This window comes from Curtobacterium sp. PsM8 (assembly GCF_030433875.1).
GTDB lineage: Bacteria > Actinomycetota > Actinomycetes > Actinomycetales > Microbacteriaceae > Curtobacterium.
Genome location: NZ_JARUXD010000011.1, coordinates 33,015 through 50,757 on the forward strand (window position 1 = coordinate 33,015; position 17,743 = coordinate 50,757).

Here is a 17,743-nt window from a genome sequence, read left to right on the forward strand (position 1 = left end):
CAGCGGTCCCGCCGCCGACCGGTCGGCGTTGCCGGCGCACCGCAACCCGCCGGAGGTCGACCGCGTCGCCGCCGCGAAGGCCGCAGTCGCCGCACGGCGTGCCCGCGCCGCGGTGAAGTCCGCGGTAGCCGCCGGGGACCGGTCGCCGCTCGAGGTCGCCCGCTCCGCGTGGTCCGAGGACGAGTCCGTCGTCGCGACCACCTCGGCGGAACGCTCGCTGCGGGTCCGTGACCTGCTGACGAGCCTGCCCGGTGTCGGACCCGCCCGGGCGGAAGCCGTCATGGGGGCCCTCCGCATCGCGCCGTCGAAGCGCCTCGGGGGACTCGGCAGCCGCCAGCGGACCGAGCTCGCCGACTGGCTCGCCCAGCGCGGCCGGAAGCGTGCCGCGTCGAAGCTGGTCGTCCTGGCCGGGCCCACCGCGGTCGGCAAGGGGACGGTCAGTGCGAACATCCGGGAGCAGTACCCCGAGGTCAACCTCAGCGTGTCCGCGACGACCCGGAAGCCCCGTCCGGGCGAGGTCGACGGCGTGCACTACTACTTCGTCGACGACGCCGAGTTCGACCGGATGGTCCGCGACCGCGAACTGCTCGAGTACGCGACCGTGCACAACTCGTACCGGTACGGCACCCCGCGTCCGCCGATCGACCGCGCGCTCGACGCCGGCGAGAAGGTCATGCTCGAGATCGACCTGCAGGGCGCCCGCCAGGTGCGGGACGCCATGCCCGAGGCGGTCCTGGTGTTCCTGCTGCCGCCGACCTGGGACGAACTGGTCCGTCGGCTCATCGGCCGCGGGACCGAATCGCCGGAGGAACAGGCGCGCCGGCTCGAGACCGCCAAGGTGGAGCTCGCGGCCCAGGACGAGTTCGACGTGCGGATCGTGAACTCCGATGTCAGCACGGCGGCACGCGAGGTCGTAGACTTGTTCTCTGCGCCCTGACGGGTGCACCGACGACGAGGAGCAATCCCATGGCCAACCCCCAGGGCATCATCGACCCGCCCATCGACGACCTGCTCAGCAAGGTCGAGTCGAAGTACGCGCTCGTGATCTTCGCCTCGAAGCGTGCTCGCCAGATCAACGACTACTACGCCGACCTGCACGAAGGCTCGCTCTTCGACAACGTCGGTCCGCTCGTCGACTCGACGATCGACGACAAGCCGCTCTCGGTCGCGCTCCACGAGATCAACGAGGACAAGCTGACCGTCACCAAGCAGCAGCAGCCCTCCGCCTGATCCCGGTGAGTGCGCTCCGTCTGTTCACGTCGGAATCGGTGACCGAAGGCCACCCCGACAAGATCTGCGACCAGATCTCGGACGCGATCCTGGACGCCCTGCTCACGGTCGACCCGCACGCGCGGGTCGCCGTCGAGACGATGGTGACGACCGGGCTCGTGCACGTCGCGGGAGAGGTCACGACCTCCGGGTACGTCGAGATCCCGCAGCTGGTCCGCGACGTCATCACCGGCATCGGGTACAACTCCTCCGACGTGAGCTTCGACGGTCGTACCTGCGGCGTCGAGATCTCGATCGGCGCGCAGTCCCCGGACATCGCCCAGGGTGTCGACGAGTCCCTCGACACCCGCTCGGGTGCCGGCATGGACCCGCTCGACCGCCAGGGTGCCGGCGACCAGGGCATCATGTTCGGCTTCGCGACGAACGAGACGCCGGAGTACATGCCGGTCGCCATCTGGCTCGCCCACCGTCTGGCCGAGAAGCTCGCCGCGGTGCGCAAGTCCGGCGAACTGACCTACCTGCGTCCTGACGGCAAGACCCAGGTCACGGTCGGGTACGACGGCGTCACGCCGAAGACCGTCGAGACCGTGGTCCTGTCGACTCAGCACGCGCCGAGCGTCTCGCTCGAGCAGCTGACCGCCGACATCACCGAGCACGTCATCCGTCCCGTCCTCGACCTGGTGGACCTCGACTCCGCGCACGTCGACGTGATCGTGAACCCGACCGGCCGCTTCGAGATCGGCGGGCCCCAGGGCGACGCCGGGCTCACCGGCCGCAAGGTCATCGTCGACACCTACGGCGGGGCCTCCCGTCACGGTGGCGGCGCGTTCAGCGGCAAGGACCCGTCGAAGGTCGACCGTTCGGCGGCGTACGCGCTCCGCTGGGTCGCGAAGAACGCCGTCGCGGCCGGTCTCGCCGACCGCCTCGAGGTCCAGGTCGCCTACGCCATCGGCCGCGCCAAGCCGGTCGGTCTGTACGTCGAGTCCTTCGGTACCGGGCACGTGGACGACGCCACGATCGAGGCCGCCATCACGCAGGTGTTCGACCTGCGTCCGGCCGCGATCATCCGCGACCTCGACCTGCTGACCCCGAAGTACGCGCAGACCGCGACCTACGGGCACTTCGGTCGGGAACTGCCGGGCTTCACGTGGGAGCAGCTCGACCGCGTCGAGGAGCTCCGCACCGCGGCAGGACTCGTCTCCGCCACCGTCTGAGGCCCTCGTGGCCACCGTCGCGCGTGTCGTCCTCGACTCGCCGCTCCCGCAGCTCGACCGTCTGTTCGACTACCGGGTGCCGGCCGAGATCGAGGACGACTGCGTGCCGGGGGTCCGGGTCCGGGTCCCGCTGCGCTCCGGCGCCCGGATGACCGACGCCTACGTGGTCGAGGTCGTGTCCGACGACGCACTCTCCCCGGAGCACGACTTCCCGGGGGAGCTCAGCGCGATCGAGGAGCTCGTCAGCCCGGTGCCGGTGCTCGCGCCGGAGGTCTGGCGGCTCGCCCGAGCCGTGGCCGACCGGGCCGCCGGCGTCGCCAGTGACGTGTTGCGACTCGCCGTGCCGACCCGCCAGGTCCGGCCGGAGAAGGCCTGGCTCGCGCGTGACCTCGACCACGTGCCACCTCGTGTGACGGCGGCGCCGGTCGAGGGCTACGGCGACGCGGTCATCGAGTCCGTGATCGACGCCGGAGGCCGTGCCGCCGTCAGCGCGGTCCCGCACCCGGTCCTGCTCACCGCCCCGACGCCGGCCGCCGAGGGCTCCGAAGCTGCCGAGGCCACCGCCACGCCCGACCCCACCTGGGTCCCGGGCTGGGCAGCGACCCTCGCACAGGCCGCCGCACACACCCTGGCGGGGGAGCGCTCCGCCGTCATCGCCGTCCCCGACTTCCGCGACGTCGCCGACCTCGAGCGCGCCCTGCTCGTCCTGGTGCCCGCCGAGCGCGTGGTCCGGTTCGACGCCAAGCAGACGAACGGGCAGCGGGCCCGGGCACTCCTCACGGCACGCACGCACCCGGTCGTCGCGATCGGCAGCCGGGCAGCCGTGTACGCGCCGGCGTCGGACCTCGGCCTCATCGCGCTCTGGGACGACGGCGACCCGTCGTTCGCTGAGCAGCGCGCACCGTACGTGCACACCCGCGACGTCGCCCTGGTGCGGACGTCCCAGTCGGGGGCCGCGCTGCTGATGGTGTCGCACGCCCGGAGCACCGACGTCCAGCGGCTCGTCGAGCTCGGGTGGTTGCAGGAGATCGGTCCGCACCGCGCCCGGGTGCCGAAGGTGGTCCCGACCGCCCACCAGACGAACGCCGACGGCTACGCCGCGCAGGCCCGGATCCCGAGCAGTGCCTGGCGCGCGGCGCGCGAGGCCAGCCACGACGGCCCCGTGCTCGTGCAGGTGTCGAACCCGGGCTTCGGCACGGGCCTGGTCTGCACCCAGTGCGGCGAACGAGCGCACTGCCGGGTGTGCGGTGGTCCGCTCGGCAGCCCGCACGCCGGGTCGACCCCGCAGTGCCGGTTCTGCGGGGCGCTGGCGGCCGGGTACCGCTGCCCGACGTGCGGCAACGGCAAGCTCAAGCCCGTCGGCCAGGGTGCCCAGCGCACCGCCGACGAACTCGGCCGGGCGTTCCCGAACACCCGCATCGTGGTGGCGGACGGGTCACGTCCGATCGACGCGGTCCCCGCTCGCCCCGCGGTCGTCGTCGCCACGCGCGGCGCCGAGCCGGACGTCGCCGGCGGGTACGCCTGCGTGCTGCTGCTGGACGGCGAGCGGATGCTGGCGCGTGAGGGGCTCCGTGTGCAGGAGGACGTCCTCCGCATCTGGGCGAACGCCGCGGCGAAGGGCGCACCCGGAGCGCCGGTGTACCTCGTCGGCATCGGTGGGAAGCTCGCGAACGCGATGGCCCTCTGGCGGCTCGACGTCCCCGCGCACGACGAACTCACCGACCGCCGTGAGCTGTTCTTCCCCCCGGCGGTGCGGGTCGCGACCCTGACCGGCACGGACGAGGCGGTGACCGGCGCGATCGAGGCCCTCGGTGACGCGCCGGTCGGTCCGGTCCTCGGTCCGGTGCCCGTCGACGACCCGACCCCGGGGACGGTGCGGGCGATCGTCCGGTTCCCCTACGGGCACGGCACCGAGGTGGCCGCGACCCTCAAGGCCGAGGTGATCCGCCGGTCGTCGACCCGGCGGGTCGTCAAGGGCGGGACGAAGCGACGTGCGGCCCCGGCGCTCCGGGTCCGGATGGACGACGCCGAACCGTTCTCCGAGGTCTGAGCCGACGCTGCCCCGGACATGACGGGAGGCCCGTGGCGATCCCGCCACGGGCCTCCCGTCATGTGCCGCGTCGCGTCAGCGGGCGGTGCGCTCCGCGCCGACCGGTGCCCGACGCCCACGCGAGAGCACGACGCCGAGGGCGACCATGCCGATCGCGAGGACCAGGTGCAGCCAGTTGTCGGCCGAGTTCAGCGGCACGAAGTTCGCCGCGCTGTCGCTGTTCGCGGTGAACAGGCCGTAGATCCAGAGCACGAAGTAGACGACGCCACCGATGACCAGGTAGAGCCGCGCACCACTGGCACGACGAGCAGCCAGGACGCCGACGATGCCGAAGAGCAGGTGGACGATGTTGTGCAGGACGGACACCTGGAAGATGCCGAGCAGCATGCCCATCGAGTCGTTGCCGGCACCGCCGAGGTCACCGGAGGTGAGGCCCGGGATGAAGCCGGCGATGCCGACGAGCAGGAAGACGATGCCGACGACGAGGGCGCCCTTCTGCACGGGCGTCTCGGCGAAGCTGGTGGGTGCTGGGGTGGAGAGTCGGTCTGTCATGTTCGTTCCTTTCCGGGAATCGCCTGTGAACGTACCCGTGCGCCGACGGTGACGTTCGGCGGCGCGGTGGATCCTCGCACCGAGGACAGTTCCGTGCCGGGCGCGCTGCCTCTGCGGCTGTGCGCCGCGTGGGAGACTGGTCGGATGCGTCTCGTCGTCGCCGGCAGCCCCGCTGCCGCGGTCCCCACACTCCGTGCCCTGGCGGCGTCCGACCACGAGATCGCGGCGGTGCTCACCCGCCCGCCGACGCCGCAGGGCCGGAAGCGCGTGCTCACGCCGACGCCGGTCGCGCAGGTCGCGGCGGAACTGGGCCTGCCGGTGATCGAGGCCTCCCGCGTGGACGCCGAGGTCACCGCCCGGATCGCTGCGCTCGACGTCGACCTCGGCGTGATCGTCGCCTACGGCGCGCTGCTGCGCCGCCCGGCCCTCGACGCGCCCCGCCTCGGCTGGGTCAACCTGCACTTCTCCGACCTGCCGGCGTACCGCGGCGCCGCCCCCGTGCAGCGTGCGGTGATGGCCGGCGACACCACCACCGCGGCCACCGTCTTCCAGCTGGTCGAGGCCCTGGACGCCGGTCCGGTCTACGCGTCCGAGCCGTTCACCATCGACCCGGAGGCCACCTCCGGCCAGGTCCTCGCCGCGATGGCGGAGACCGGCGCCGACGTGGTGGTCCGGGTCGTCGACGCCCTCGCCGCGGGCACGGCGACGGCGACCGAGCAGGTCGGATCGCCGACGACGGCCCCGAAACTGACGCTCGAGGACGGCCGCACCGACTTCACCGCCCCGGCATCCGTGGTGCACGCCCGGCTCCGCGGCGTCACCCCGGAACCGGGCGCGTTCGCGCACCTCGGCGAGACCCGGGTGAAGCTGCTGCGGACGCACCGGCTCGCGACGCACGACGGCCGCCCGGGAGGCTCGGGGGACACCGCCCCGCACCTCGCCCCCGGTGCGCTCCGGCTCGTGGACGGTGCCCTGCTGGTCGGGACGGCGGACGAACCGCTCGTGCTGACCGAGGTGCAGCCGGCCGGCAAGAAGGCGATGGACGCCGCGGCCTGGGCCCGAGGGCTCGGACCGCTCGACGGGAAGGTGCTCGCATGAGCGCGGAACACGATCGCGGCCAGCGCGGCCAGCGCGGCCAGCGCGGCGGGAGCGGCGGTGGCCAGCGCGGTGGCGGTGCCGGCCAGCGCGGCGCCGGCGTCGGGCGGACCGGCGGACGACCCGGGGGCCGGCCGCGGGAGCCCCGTCAGGTCAGCGCCCGGCGTGTGGCGTTCGACGTCCTGCGCGCCGTCCAGGTCGACGACGCCTACGCGAACCTGCTCCTGCCGACGCGCATCCGCCGTGCCGGGCTCAGCGCCCGCGACGCCGGCTTCGCCACCGAGCTGACCTACGGCACGATCCGGATGATCGGCCGTTACGACGTGGTCGTCGCCGTCGCGTCCGGGCGCCGGGCGGACCTCATCGAGGCCGACGTGCTCGACGTGATGCGCCTCGGCGTGCACCAGCTCCTCGGCATGCGGACCCCGACGCACGCCGCGGTCTCCGCCACGGTCGAGCTCGCCCGCGAGGTCGGCGTCGCCCGCGCCACCGGCTTCGTGAACGCCGTGATGCGGAAGGTCGCCGGCAAGACCCCGGAAGAGTGGGACGCCCTCGTGACGGCCGGCCTCGGCGGCGAGGCCCTCCTCGCGACGCGCTGGTCGCACCCGGTCTGGGTCGTCTCCGCGCTCCGGGACGCCCTGGCCGCGGAACGGTCCCGTGACGAACTCGTCGCGCTCCTCGCCGCCGACAACGAGGCACCGCGCGTCCAGCTCGCCGCGCTGCCCGGTGTCGCCACGGCGGAGGACGTCGAGCAGGCGACCACGCGCACGACGGTGGACGACGACGTGGCGGGGGACGAGTCTCCCGTCGGTCCGGCCAGCGACGACGCCGACGCGGCCGACCAGCCCGACCACGACCAGCCCGACCGCGACGGCGACAGCGCTACGGAGCCCGCTTCACCCGCGCCCGACCTGCCGGTCTCGCCCGTCGGCATCCGCGGCGTCACCGGTGACCCGGCGCGCGTCCCCGGCGTCGCCGCCGGCCGTCTCCGCGTGCAGGACGAGGGGTCCCAGCTCGCGGCCCTCGCACTGTCGCGATCGTCCGAGGTGCACGCCGGCGAACGCTGGCTGGACCTGTGCGCCGGCCCCGGTGGCAAGGCCGCGCTCCTCGCCGCCGAGGCCGCGCAGGCCGGTGCCACCCTCACCGCCAACGAGCTCGTCCCGGCCCGGGTGGGACTGGTCCGGGAGGCCCTCCGCGACTTCCGCGACACCGTCACCGTGGTCGAAGGCGACGGCCGCCGCTACGGCCATGACGGTGCGGGTGTCACCTACGACCGCATCCTGCTCGACGCGCCCTGCACCGGGCTCGGCGCGCTCCGTCGGCGTCCGGAGGCCCGCTGGCGGAAGCAACCGGAGGACGTCGCCGAACTGGCGGTCCTGCAGGAGGAACTGCTCGAGGCGGCGGTCCGGGTGCTCGCCCCGGGCGGCACGCTGGCGTACGTGACGTGCTCGCCGCACCTGGCCGAGACGCGCGGTCAGGTCGACGCCCTGATGCGCCGCCACGGCGACCTGCTCGAGCAGCTCGACACCGCCTCGGTGGTCCGCTCGGTGGCGGCCCGCGACCCGCAGGTGGCGGACGGCCGGACGGTGCAGCTCTGGCCGCACCGGATCGGCACCGATGCGATGTTCATCGCGCTGTTCCGTCGGACGGCCTGACCGCCGGGTCGTCCGACCACCGACGGTCCGACGGCCGGCCCGGCGCCGGCCGGTAGGCTCGTCGGGTGACGATCCGCATCTCGCCGAGCATCCTGTCCGCCGACTTCGCGAACCTCGAGCGCGAACTGCACCGCATCGAGACCGCCGACATGGTGCACGTCGACGTGATGGACAACCACTTCGTGCCGAACCTGACGCTCGGCCTGCCGATCGTCCAGCGCCTGCAGCAGGTGTCGCCGGTGCCGCTCGACGTGCACCTGATGATCACCGACGCGGACACCGAGGCACCGAAGTACGCCGAGACCGGGGCATCGAGCGTCACCTTCCACTTCGAGGCGGCGACCGACCCGGTGGCGACCGCCGCGGCGATCCGGTCGAACGGGGCCCGCGCCGCCGTCGCCGTGAAGCCCGGCACCCCGGTCACCCAGGTGCTGCACCACCTCGACGCCTACGACATGATCCTGCTCATGACCGTCGAACCCGGGTTCGGTGGGCAGGCGTTCATGACCTCGGTGATGCCGAAGCTCGCCGACGCCCGGGCCGCGGTCGACGCGTCGGGACTCGACGTCTGGCTCGAGGTCGACGGCGGCATCGCGGTCGACACCGTGCCCGAGGCGGTCCGGAGCGGCGCCGACACCCTGGTCGCCGGCTCCGCGGTCTACGGCGGCGAGCCGGCCGCGCGCATCACCGAACTCCGAGCGGCGGCGCAGCGGGCCCTCGCGGACCGGTAGCCTGAAGGAGTGAAGACGTTCGACGACCTGTTCGCGGAGCTGACCGAGAAGGCGCGCACGCGCCCGGACGGCTCCGGCACCGTCGCCGAACTGGATGCCGGCGTGCACCAGATCGGCAAGAAGATCGTGGAGGAAGCCGCCGAGGTCTGGATGGCGGCCGAGTACGAGGGCGACGAGCGCACCTCGGAGGAGATCTCGCAGCTCGTGTACCACCTGCAGGTCCTCATGATCGCGAAGGGCCTGACCCCGGCGGACATCTGGCGACATCTGTAGGGAGCGCGTCACCCCGCGCACCGCAGACCCGTCACCGACACCACCTCCAGGAAGCAGACCTGATGCTCCGCATCGCCGTGCCCAACAAGGGCTCACTGTCCGAGACCGCCTCCGAGATGCTGCGGGAGGCCGGGTACGCCGGTCGCCGTGACCCGAAGGCGCTGCACCTCATCGACGAGCGCAACGGGGTGGAGTTCTTCTTCCTCCGCCCGCGCGACATCGCCACCTACGTCGGCTCCGGCGCACTCGACGTCGGCATCACCGGCCGCGACCTGCTGCTCGACTCCGGCTCCACCGCGCACGAGGTCGACGCGCTCGGCTTCGCGGACTCCACCTTCCGGTTCGCCGGCGCGCCGGGTCGGTACAGCACGCTGCAGGACCTCGAGGGCGTCCGCGTCGCGACGAGCTACCCCCGCCTGGTCGGGGAGTTCCTCGCGCAGCACGGCGTCACCGCCACCCTGGTCAAGCTCGACGGCGCGGTCGAGAGCGCCGTCCGGCTCGGGGTCGCCGACGCCGTCGCCGACGTCGTCTCCACCGGCAGCACGCTCCGCGCCGCCGGGCTGGAGATCTTCGGCCCGGTCATCCTCGAGTCCACCGCGGTGCTCATCACCACCGACGAGACGATCGCCGGCATCGACGTGCTCCGCCGCCGGCTGCAGGGCGTCCTGGTCGCCCGCGGGTACGTCATGCTCGACTACGACATCCCGTCCGCCCTGCTCGAGCAGGCGACCGCGATCGCGTCGGGCATCGAGTCCCCGACGGTCTCGCCGTTGCACGACCGCGACTGGTCGGCCGTCCGCGTGATGATCCCGCGCGACGACGCCAACCTCATCATGGACGCGCTCTACGACCTCGGCGCCCGGGCGATCCTGGTCAGCCCGATCCACGCCGCACGCCTGTGACCGCCGCTCCCGCGGGCGCCACCGCCCTGGGCGGCGTCTCGGTCCGCGTCATCCCGTGCCTCGACGTCTCGGGCGGCCGTGTCGTCAAGGGCGTCAACTTCCTCGACCTGCAGGACGCCGGAGACCCGGTCGAGCTCGCCGCGCGCTACTACGAGCAGGGCGCCGACGAGCTGACGTTCCTCGACGTCGGCGCCACGGTCGAGAACCGCGCCACGATGTGGGACACCGTCACCCGCACCGCCGAGCAGGTCTTCATCCCGCTCACGGTCGGCGGCGGGGTCCGCAGCGTCGACGACGTCGCCCGGCTGCAGCAGTGCGGCGCGGACAAGATCGGCGTCAACAGCGCCGCGATCGCCCGGCCCGAGCTGGTCTCCGAGATCGCCGACCGGTTCGGCGCACAGGCCGTCGTCCTGTCGCTCGACGTCAAGCGCTCCGACCGGATGCCGTCCGGCTTCGTGGTCACGACGCACGGCGGCCGCACCGAGACCGACATCGACGCCATCGCCTGGGCACACGACGCCGTCGAGCGCGGTGCGGGGGAGCTCCTCGTCAACTCGATCGACGCCGACGGCACGAAGAACGGCTTCGACCTCGAGCTCGTCGCCGCGGTCCGTGCGGTGTCCTCGGTGCCGGTCATCGCCTCGGGAGGCGCGGGGCACGTCGACCACTTCGCCCCCGCCGTCGACGCCGGTGCGGACGCGGTCCTCGCCGCGAGCGTCTTCCACCGCGGCGAGATGACCGTGGGCGACGTCAAGGACGCGCTGCGCGCCACCGGCCACGTCGTCCGCTGACGCCGTCCCGGCAAGCCGGGTCGGGCCTCCCGTCCGGCGTGCCCGTCCGCAGCCAGCGCGCCGGGCGGGGCCGTAGGCTGGTGCCCTCATGACCGACAGCACCAGCACCAGCACCGAAGCGGTCCTCGACCGTGCGCGCTTCGGTGCGGACGGACTGCTCCCCGCCATCGTGCAGGAGGAATCGTCGAAGGACGTCCTCATGCTCGGGTACATGGACCGGGAAGCCCTCCGCCGCACCCTGACCGAGGGCCGGGTGACCTTCTGGTCGCGGTCCCGGAGCGAGTACTGGCGCAAGGGCGACACGTCCGGCCATGCCCAGTACGTCCGCGCCGCCGCCCTGGACTGCGACGACGACACGCTCCTCGTCACGGTGCACCAGGTCGGTGCCGCGTGTCACACCGGGGCCCACCGGTGCTTCGACGTCGATCCGCTCGACCCGGTGACGGCGTCGGCGCCCGACACGGTGGAGGCCTCCGCTCCCGGCACGGCGACGGGCGGTGTCGCACGATGAGCGACTCGCCCCGCACCACACTCCGCGACGACTTCGACGGGCTCGTCCGCGAGGGCCACCGCGTGGTCCCCGTCGTCCGCGCGCTCTTCGCCGACAGCGAGACCCCCGTCGGCGTCTACCGGAAGCTCGCCGACGGTCGCGCCGGCTCGTTCCTCCTCGAGTCCGCCGGGCAGGGCGGGCTCTGGTCGCGCTGGTCCTTCGTCGGCGTCCGCAGCTTCGGTGTCCTCACCCAGGACGGCGACCGTGCCGCCTGGATCGACACCGGGATCTCCGCGGAGCGCGCCGTCGGGTCCCTCGACGGGCAACCGCTCGAGGTCCTGGCGCGACTCCACGAGCGCTGGGCGACGCCCCGCGTCCCCGGTCTGCCGCCGCTCGTCGGCGGCACCGTGGGCTTCATCGGGTGGGAGGCCGTGCGGCAGCTCGAACACCTGCCGGACGCGCCGCCGGCCGACTTCGACGTGCCCGGACAGGCGCTCTCGTTCGTGTCGGAGCTCGCCGCCCTCGACCACCGCACCGGGCTCGTGCTGCTGGTCGCGACGGCACTGAACGACGGCACCGACGACGCCGACACCCTGTGGTCGGACGCGCAGGCCCGACTCGACCGGATGCAGGCCGACCTGGTGCAGCCGAGCATCGCGACCGTCGCCGAGGCGTTCGACATCGCCGAGCCGACCGCCCGCTCCCGGTCCACCCCGGAGGAGTACGCGGCGTCGATCGAGCGGTCGAAGCAGTTCATCCGCGACGGCGACGTGTTCCAGGTCGTCATCTCGCAGCGGTTCGACCACGACGTGACGGCCGACCCGCTGGACGTCTACCGGGTCCTCCGCACGCTGAACCCGAGCCCCTACATGTACTTCCTGTCCCTCGAGGGACGCGACGGCCAACCGTTCTGGATCGTCGGCGCCTCGCCGGAGGCCCTGGTGAAGGTGCAGGACGGTCGGGCGATGACGCACCCGATCGCCGGCTCCCGGCCGCGCGGCGCCACCACGGAAGAGGACGTCCGACTCGGTGACGAGCTGCTGGCGGACCCGAAGGAACGCGCCGAGCACCTGATGCTCGTCGACCTCGCCCGCAACGACCTGCAGAAGGTGTGCGAGCCGGGCACCGTCGCCGTGACTGAGTTCATGACGGTCGAGCGGTTCAGCCACATCATGCACCTGGTGTCCAGCGTCGAGGGCGCGATCCGCCCGGGGATGTCCGCCATCGACGTGTTCCGCGCGACCTTCCCGGCCGGCACGCTCTCCGGAGCGCCGAAGCCGCGTGCGCTGCAGATCATCGACGAGCTCGAGCCCGCGAAGCGGGGGGCGTACGCGGGGGTGGTCGGTTACTTCGACTTCGCCGGGGACGCCGACGTCGCGATCGCGATCCGCACCGCCCTCATCCAGGACGGCGTCGCCCGCGTGCAGGCCGGCGCCGGACTGGTCGCGGACTCGGACCCGATGAGCGAGCACCTCGAGTCCGTCAACAAGGCCGCTGCTCCGTTGCGTGCCGTGGCGACCGCCAACCGGATGACCGTGGTCACCCCGTGAAGCGTTCCCGCCCACTCGTCGTCGTCATCGGGCTGCTGGTCGCCGGGCTCGTGATGCTCTCGTGGACGCAGACCTGGTTCACCGTGCACCTCGACCACACCGCGGCCGTCGTCAAGACCGTCGACGCGGACGGCGCCACCGTCGTCCCGCAGTACACGGCCGTCGCGATCGCCAGCCTCGCGCTGTTCCTCGCCATGACCATCGCCGGGCGCGTGGTCCGGGTCGTGCTCGCGGTCGTGCAGGTCCTGCTCGGGGTGGCCGTCGTCGTCTCGGGTGTGACCGCCCTGTCCGACCCGGTCGCCGCCGCACAGAGCGCCATCGGCTCGGTGGCCGGAGTCAGTGACGTCGGCGCGGTCCGACGGGTCGTCACCGGCGTCGACGTCAGCCTCTGGCCGGTCGTCGGGATCATCGGCGGGGTCCTCGCCGCGCTCCTCGGTGTCGCGGTGCTGTTCCTGCAGCGGTCCTGGCCCGGTCCGAGCCGGAAGTACGGCGACGCCGCCACGCCCGGGTCCGCCACCGCCGCCGGGGGTCCGGCGTCCGGCGCGGACGCCGTCCGACGACCCGTCGTCCGCGATGCGGTGGTCGACTGGGACGACCTCAGCGCCGGTGTCGACCCGACCGCGGGGGACGCCGCCGCCGGGCAGCCCGACACCCTGGACACGGTAGGATCGACGGAGCGCCGCCCGACCGGTGGCGCCAGCGACAACGAGGAGCACCGTGAGCAACACTGAGCCCGCAGAACTCGGCGAAGGCCACTCGCCGGCGGCCTGGACGGCCGTCGTCATCATGCTGATCGGCTTCGCCGCCGGAACGCTGTGCTTCTGGTTCGACCTCGCCTGGGGTGTGTGGGCGTCTGCCGCCGTCGTCGTGATCGGCCTGATCGTGGGCTTCGCGATGGGCAAGGCCGGCTACGGCGTGAACGGACCGAAGTACGTCACCAAGCACCACGGCGGCTGAGCGCATGTCGGCTGCAACCCCGAACGGAACGCCCGCGCCGACCCCGTCCGTCCCCGGTACGAACCTGCTGCAGAGCCTGGTCGCCGGGGCGCTCGAGGACGCGGCCGCTCGTCGGCTCGACCGTCCGTACGCGGACGTCGAACGCGACCTCGACCGGGTGGCCTCGCCGCTCGACGCGCTCGAGTTCCTGGCCCCCGGCGACCGGGTGAAGATCCTCGCAGAGGTCAAGCGGGCGAGCCCGTCCCGTGGCGCGATGGCCACCATCGCCGACCCGGCAGCCCTCGCCGCGGACTACGAGCGCGGCGGCGCCTCGGCGATCAGCGTCCTGACCGAGGGCCGCAAGTTCCTCGGCAGCCTGGCCGACCTCGAAGCCGTCAAGGCGCGCGTCGGGGTGCCGGTGCTCCGCAAGGACTTCATCGCCGACCCGTACCAGGTCGTCGAAGCGCGTGCGGCCGGGGCGGACATCGTGCTGCTGATCGTCGCGGCACTCGACCAGCCGACCCTCGTGCAGCTCCACGGCCTGGCCGAGGAGCTCGGCATGCGCGTCCTGGTCGAGGCGCACTCCGCCGACGAGGTCTCCCGTGGCCTCGACGCCGGTGCGCGCATCCTCGGGGTGAACGCCCGCGACCTCACCGACTTCTCGCTCGACCGTGACCTCTTCGGGTCCCTGGCCGACCGCATCCCCGACGGGGTCGTCCGCGTGGCCGAGTCCGCCGTGAAGACCCCTGCCGACGTCGCCCACTACCGGTCCGCCGGTGCCGACGTCGTCCTCGTCGGGGAAGCGCTGGTCACCGGCGCCGACCCCGCCGCCACGCTCGCGTCGTTCATCGACGGCTGACAACCCGTCCGGTGCAGACCGGACTCCTTGGAGCACCACCGTGACCTCACTCCGTGACCTGCAAGGCCCCTACTTCGGCGACTTCGGCGGGCGGTTCGTCCCCGAGTCGCTCGTCCTGGCGCTCGACGAGCTCGAGACCGCGTTCCGGACCGCGTGGGCGGACCCGTCCTTCCGCGAGGAACTGGACACCCTCCAGCGCGACTACACCGGCCGCCCCTCGATCATCACCGAGGTGCCGCGGTTCGCGAAGCACGCCGGTGGTGCCCGGATCATCCTCAAGCGCGAGGACCTGAACCACACCGGTTCGCACAAGATCAACAACGTGCTCGGGCAGGCGCTCGTCGCCCGCCGCCTCGGCAAGACCCGGTTGATCGCGGAGACCGGAGCCGGCCAGCACGGTGTCGCCACCGCGACCGCGGCTGCCCTGTTCGGCATGGACTGCGTCGTGTACATGGGTGCCGTCGACACCGAGCGCCAGGCACTCAACGTCGCCCGGATGCGTCTGCTCGGCGCCGAGGTCATCCCGGTCGAGACCGGTTCCCGCACCCTGAAGGACGCCATCAACGACGCCCTCCGCGACTGGGTGGCGAACGTCGAGTCCACCCACTACCTGCTGGGCACCGTCGCCGGTCCGCACCCCTTCCCGGAGATGGTCCGCCAGTTCCACAAGGTGATCGGCGAAGAAGCCCGGCAGCAGGTGCTCGACCGCGTCGGACGCCTGCCGGACGCGGTCGCCGCGTGCGTCGGTGGCGGGTCGAACGCGATGGGCATCTTCGAGGCGTTCCTCGACGACGAGTCGGTCCGTCTGCACGGCTTCGAAGCGGGCGGTGACGGCGTCGAGACCGGTCGGCACGCGGCCAGCATCACGCTCGGCCGCGAAGGCGTGCTGCAGGGTGCCAAGTCCTACCTGATGCAGGACGAGGACGGCCAGACCATCGAGAGCCACAGCATCTCCGCCGGGCTCGACTACCCGAGCGTCGGTCCGGAGCACGCGTACCTGGCGTCGATCGGGCGGGCGAAGTACGAGCCGATCACGGACACCGAGGCGATGGAGGCCTTCCGGCTGATGAGCCGGACCGAGGGCATCATCCCGGCGATCGAGTCCTCGCACGCCCTCGCCGGCGCGATCAAGCTCGGCAAGGAACTCGGGCCCGAGGGCGTCATCCTCGTGAACCTGTCCGGTCGTGGCGACAAGGACGTGGCCTCGGCCAGCCGGTACTTCGGCATCCTCGACGAGACGGCGGTCCAGTCGTGAGCACGAACAGGACCGTCGCCGAGACGATCGACCACGCCAACGCCGAGCGCGCCGGGGCCGTCGTCGGCTACCTGCCCGCTGGCTACCCCGACCTGCAGACCAGCGTGGACGCCGCCGTCGCCCTCGCCGAGAACGGCGTCGACGTCATCGAGCTCGGCCTGCCGTACTCCGACCCCGTCATGGACGGCCCCGTCATCCAGCGGGCGGCGGAGGAGAGCCTGGCCAACGGCTTCAAGGTCGCCCAGGTGTTCGACGCCGTCAACGCGATCACCGAGCGCGTCGACGTGCCGGTCCTCGTGATGACCTACTGGAACCCGGTGCTGCGCTACGGCGTCGAACGGTTCGCCGACGACCTGGTCGCCGCCGGTGCCGCCGGTCTCATCACGCCGGACCTCATCCCCGACGAGGGCCAGCAGTGGATCGACGCCTCCGAGCGCACCGGGCTCGACCGGGTGTTCCTCGCTGCGCCGTCCTCGACCGACACCCGGATGCGTCAGGCCGTCGATCGCAGCCGAGGGTTCGTGTACGCGGTCTCGACGATGGGCGTCACCGGTGCCCGGGTGGGCGTCGACACGGCAGCCCGCACGGTGGTCTCGCGCCTGCGCGACGCCGGCGTCCAGCGCACCTGTGTCGGCCTCGGGATATCCACCGCCGACCAGGTCGCCGAGGTGCTCGAGTACGCCGACGGGGCGATCATCGGCTCGGCGTTCGTCCGTGCCCTCGCCGACCTCGGCGTGACCGGGGTGGCCGACCGCGCCGCCGACCTGTCGTCCGGCGCAGCACGGCGCTGACCCGCGCTACAGTGATCCGGGCCGACCGGGCCCGGAGGCCCGCAACGCACGGGGCCGCCAGCCCCACCGGCTGACCAGCTCCACACGTGAAAGGCGACAGTCGCACATGCCCCTCCTGAGCATCCCGAGCCCGAGCACGGCCTGGCAGTACTTCGACCTGACCGCGTGGCTGCACGACACGTTCAACGTGACGCTGCCGCTCGACTTCCGGATCCACGCGTACGCGATCTGCATCCTGATCGGGATCGTCATCTGCGTGCTGCTCACGAACAACCGGCTGAACGCCCGCGGCGCCGAGCGCTGGATCATCATCGACATCGCGATCTGGGCGGTGCCGGCGGGCATCATCGGCGGTCGCCTGTTCCACGTCTTCTCGCACGTCAGCGACTACTTCGGCCCGGGCATCGACCCGTTCTCGATCTTCTACATCTGGGAGGGCGGGCTCGCCATCTTCGGGGCGTTGATCCTCGGGTCGGTCGGCGCCTGGATCGGCTGCCGCATGGCGGGTCTCCGCTTCTCGGCCTTCATCGACGCCGCCGCTCCCGGTGTGCTCCTCGCCCAGGCGGCCGGTCGTCTCGGCAACTACTTCAACCACGAGCTCTTCGGCATGCCGACGAGCCTGCCGTGGGGTCTGCAGATCGAAGCCACCAACCCGGCGTACCCGAAGGGCCTGCCGGAGGGCGTGCTGTTCCACCCGACGTTCCTGTACGAGATCATCTGGAACGTCGTCGGCGCCGTGCTGATCCTGCTGCTCGACCGCCGCTTCCGCCTGCAGTGGGGCCGCGTCATGGCGCTCTACCTGGTCTGGTACGGCCTGGGCCGCTCGGTGCTCGAGTCCATCCGCGTCGACACGAGCGAGACCTTCGCCGGCATCCGCACCAACGTCTGGATGTCCTTCGCCGCGATCCTGCTCGGCATCATCATCTTCGCGATCCAGACCCGACGACACGTCGGCAAGGAGCCGAGCCCGTACCTGCCGGGTCGCGAGCCTCGCTCGAAGTCCGATGTAGACTCGGACGACACCTACTCGGAGCACGACACCACCACCGGTGTCGCCGATCCGGAGCCGGTCGCCGCCGTCGCCGACCGACACTGAGGTCCCCAGCCTCTCCCGAACGCAGCACCACACCGCGCTTGCGGTCCGCCACAAGCGGACCCCACTCCTCGCACGCCGTCAGGGCACAGCCTGACGGCGAGCACGGGCACCAGTCCCGCCCGCTCGGGCGGAACGCACCACCGGGCCATCGCTGTCCCTGTTCCACTTCCTCGTGAGGACGGTTCCCCATGGCGCTCCTGCCACCCCAGCCCTCTGCAGTCCCGAACGGCGCGTCAGCCCCGTCCGGGCTCCGCTCGCCGCACCGACGGTTCT

General features: G+C 72.5%; 19 protein-coding genes. 18 read left to right on the forward strand and 1 reads right to left on the reverse strand.

What is annotated here, in order from left to right:
- The first annotated feature begins 28 nt into the window (after positions 1–28).
- Genes gmk through QCD68_RS04175 form a run of 4 tightly spaced genes read left to right on the forward strand, consistent with a single transcriptional unit; the run spans position 29 to position 4,494 of the window.
- Complete coding sequence (gmk, locus tag QCD68_RS04160; protein WP_301222140.1) at positions 29–937, forward strand: guanylate kinase; 909 nt, start codon at positions 29–31, stop codon at positions 935–937.
- Between the two features lie 29 nt (positions 938–966).
- Positions 967–1,230 carry a DNA-directed RNA polymerase subunit omega gene (gene rpoZ / locus QCD68_RS04165; protein WP_110902190.1) on the forward strand — a complete coding sequence of 88 codons (264 nt, stop codon included), beginning with the start codon at positions 967–969 and terminating at the stop codon, positions 1,228–1,230.
- Between the two features lie 5 nt (positions 1,231–1,235).
- Positions 1,236–2,444 (forward strand): methionine adenosyltransferase, encoded by a 1,209-nt coding sequence (gene metK / locus QCD68_RS04170; RefSeq protein ID WP_111073574.1) that lies wholly within the window; start codon positions 1,236–1,238, stop codon positions 2,442–2,444.
- Between the two features lie 7 nt (positions 2,445–2,451).
- Entirely contained in the window at positions 2,452–4,494 is a 2,043-nt protein-coding gene (locus QCD68_RS04175; RefSeq protein ID WP_301222125.1) for a primosomal protein N', read from the forward strand.
- Positions 4,495–4,569: 75 nt separating this feature from the next.
- On the opposite strand, the gene QCD68_RS04180 is transcribed toward QCD68_RS04175, so the two are convergent.
- Positions 4,570–5,046: a DUF4383 domain-containing protein gene (locus tag QCD68_RS04180; RefSeq protein WP_221850287.1), complete on the reverse strand. Its 477-nt coding sequence runs from the start codon at positions 5,044–5,046 to the stop codon at positions 4,570–4,572.
- Between the two features lie 144 nt (positions 5,047–5,190).
- Between QCD68_RS04180 and QCD68_RS04185 the strand changes: the two genes are divergently transcribed.
- The 14 genes from QCD68_RS04185 to lgt all read left to right on the forward strand — a co-directional run bounded on the left by QCD68_RS04185 (position 5,191) and on the right by lgt (position 17,470).
- Positions 5,191–6,144 carry a methionyl-tRNA formyltransferase gene (locus tag QCD68_RS04185; RefSeq protein WP_301222126.1) on the forward strand — a complete coding sequence of 318 codons (954 nt, stop codon included), beginning with the start codon at positions 5,191–5,193 and terminating at the stop codon, positions 6,142–6,144.
- Complete coding sequence (locus tag QCD68_RS04190; protein ID WP_301222127.1) at positions 6,141–7,796, forward strand: RsmB/NOP family class I SAM-dependent RNA methyltransferase; 1,656 nt, start codon at positions 6,141–6,143, stop codon at positions 7,794–7,796. The genes QCD68_RS04185 and QCD68_RS04190 overlap by 4 nt, the downstream gene beginning before the upstream one ends.
- Positions 7,797–7,861: 65 nt before the next feature.
- Positions 7,862–8,527 (forward strand): ribulose-phosphate 3-epimerase, encoded by a 666-nt coding sequence (gene rpe / locus QCD68_RS04195; RefSeq protein ID WP_301222128.1) that lies wholly within the window; start codon positions 7,862–7,864, stop codon positions 8,525–8,527.
- Between the two features lie 9 nt (positions 8,528–8,536).
- The gene (locus QCD68_RS04200) at positions 8,537–8,800 is read left to right on the forward strand and encodes a phosphoribosyl-ATP diphosphatase (protein WP_301222129.1); all 264 of its coding nucleotides are present in this window, start codon (positions 8,537–8,539) and stop codon (positions 8,798–8,800) included.
- A gap of 62 nt (positions 8,801–8,862) precedes the next feature.
- On the forward strand, positions 8,863–9,702 hold the full coding sequence (gene hisG, locus QCD68_RS04205; RefSeq protein ID WP_301222130.1) for an ATP phosphoribosyltransferase: 840 nt from the start codon (positions 8,863–8,865) through the stop codon (positions 9,700–9,702).
- On the forward strand, positions 9,699–10,493 hold the full coding sequence (gene hisF, locus QCD68_RS04210; protein ID WP_258376620.1) for an imidazole glycerol phosphate synthase subunit HisF: 795 nt from the start codon (positions 9,699–9,701) through the stop codon (positions 10,491–10,493). Before hisG ends, hisF begins: the two co-directional genes overlap by 4 nt.
- Before the next feature lie 88 nt (positions 10,494–10,581).
- The gene (gene hisI, locus QCD68_RS04215) at positions 10,582–11,004 is read left to right on the forward strand and encodes a phosphoribosyl-AMP cyclohydrolase (RefSeq protein WP_253463213.1); all 423 of its coding nucleotides are present in this window, start codon (positions 10,582–10,584) and stop codon (positions 11,002–11,004) included.
- Positions 11,001–12,533, forward strand: coding sequence for an anthranilate synthase component I (locus tag QCD68_RS04220; protein WP_221850281.1), 1,533 nt, complete (start codon positions 11,001–11,003; stop codon positions 12,531–12,533). Before hisI ends, QCD68_RS04220 begins: the two co-directional genes overlap by 4 nt.
- Positions 12,530–13,264 (forward strand): Trp biosynthesis-associated membrane protein, encoded by a 735-nt coding sequence (locus QCD68_RS04225; protein ID WP_301222131.1) that lies wholly within the window; start codon positions 12,530–12,532, stop codon positions 13,262–13,264. Before QCD68_RS04220 ends, QCD68_RS04225 begins: the two co-directional genes overlap by 4 nt.
- Positions 13,251–13,490, forward strand: coding sequence for a DUF6704 family protein (locus QCD68_RS04230; protein WP_111073564.1), 240 nt, complete (start codon positions 13,251–13,253; stop codon positions 13,488–13,490). Before QCD68_RS04225 ends, QCD68_RS04230 begins: the two co-directional genes overlap by 14 nt.
- Positions 13,491–13,554: 64 nt before the next feature.
- Positions 13,555–14,328, forward strand: a complete 774-nt coding sequence (gene trpC, locus QCD68_RS04235) for an indole-3-glycerol phosphate synthase TrpC (protein WP_111073710.1) — start codon at positions 13,555–13,557, stop codon at positions 14,326–14,328.
- A 40-nt stretch (positions 14,329–14,368) separates the two neighbouring features.
- Complete coding sequence (gene trpB / locus QCD68_RS04240; protein WP_111073563.1) at positions 14,369–15,583, forward strand: tryptophan synthase subunit beta; 1,215 nt, start codon at positions 14,369–14,371, stop codon at positions 15,581–15,583.
- Positions 15,580–16,374 (forward strand): tryptophan synthase subunit alpha, encoded by a 795-nt coding sequence (trpA, locus tag QCD68_RS04245; RefSeq protein ID WP_253463210.1) that lies wholly within the window; start codon positions 15,580–15,582, stop codon positions 16,372–16,374. The genes trpB and trpA overlap by 4 nt, the downstream gene beginning before the upstream one ends.
- Positions 16,375–16,480: 106 nt before the next feature.
- Positions 16,481–17,470: a prolipoprotein diacylglyceryl transferase gene (gene lgt / locus QCD68_RS04250; RefSeq protein ID WP_290156446.1), complete on the forward strand. Its 990-nt coding sequence runs from the start codon at positions 16,481–16,483 to the stop codon at positions 17,468–17,470.
- Positions 17,471–17,743: the final 273 nt, after the last annotated feature.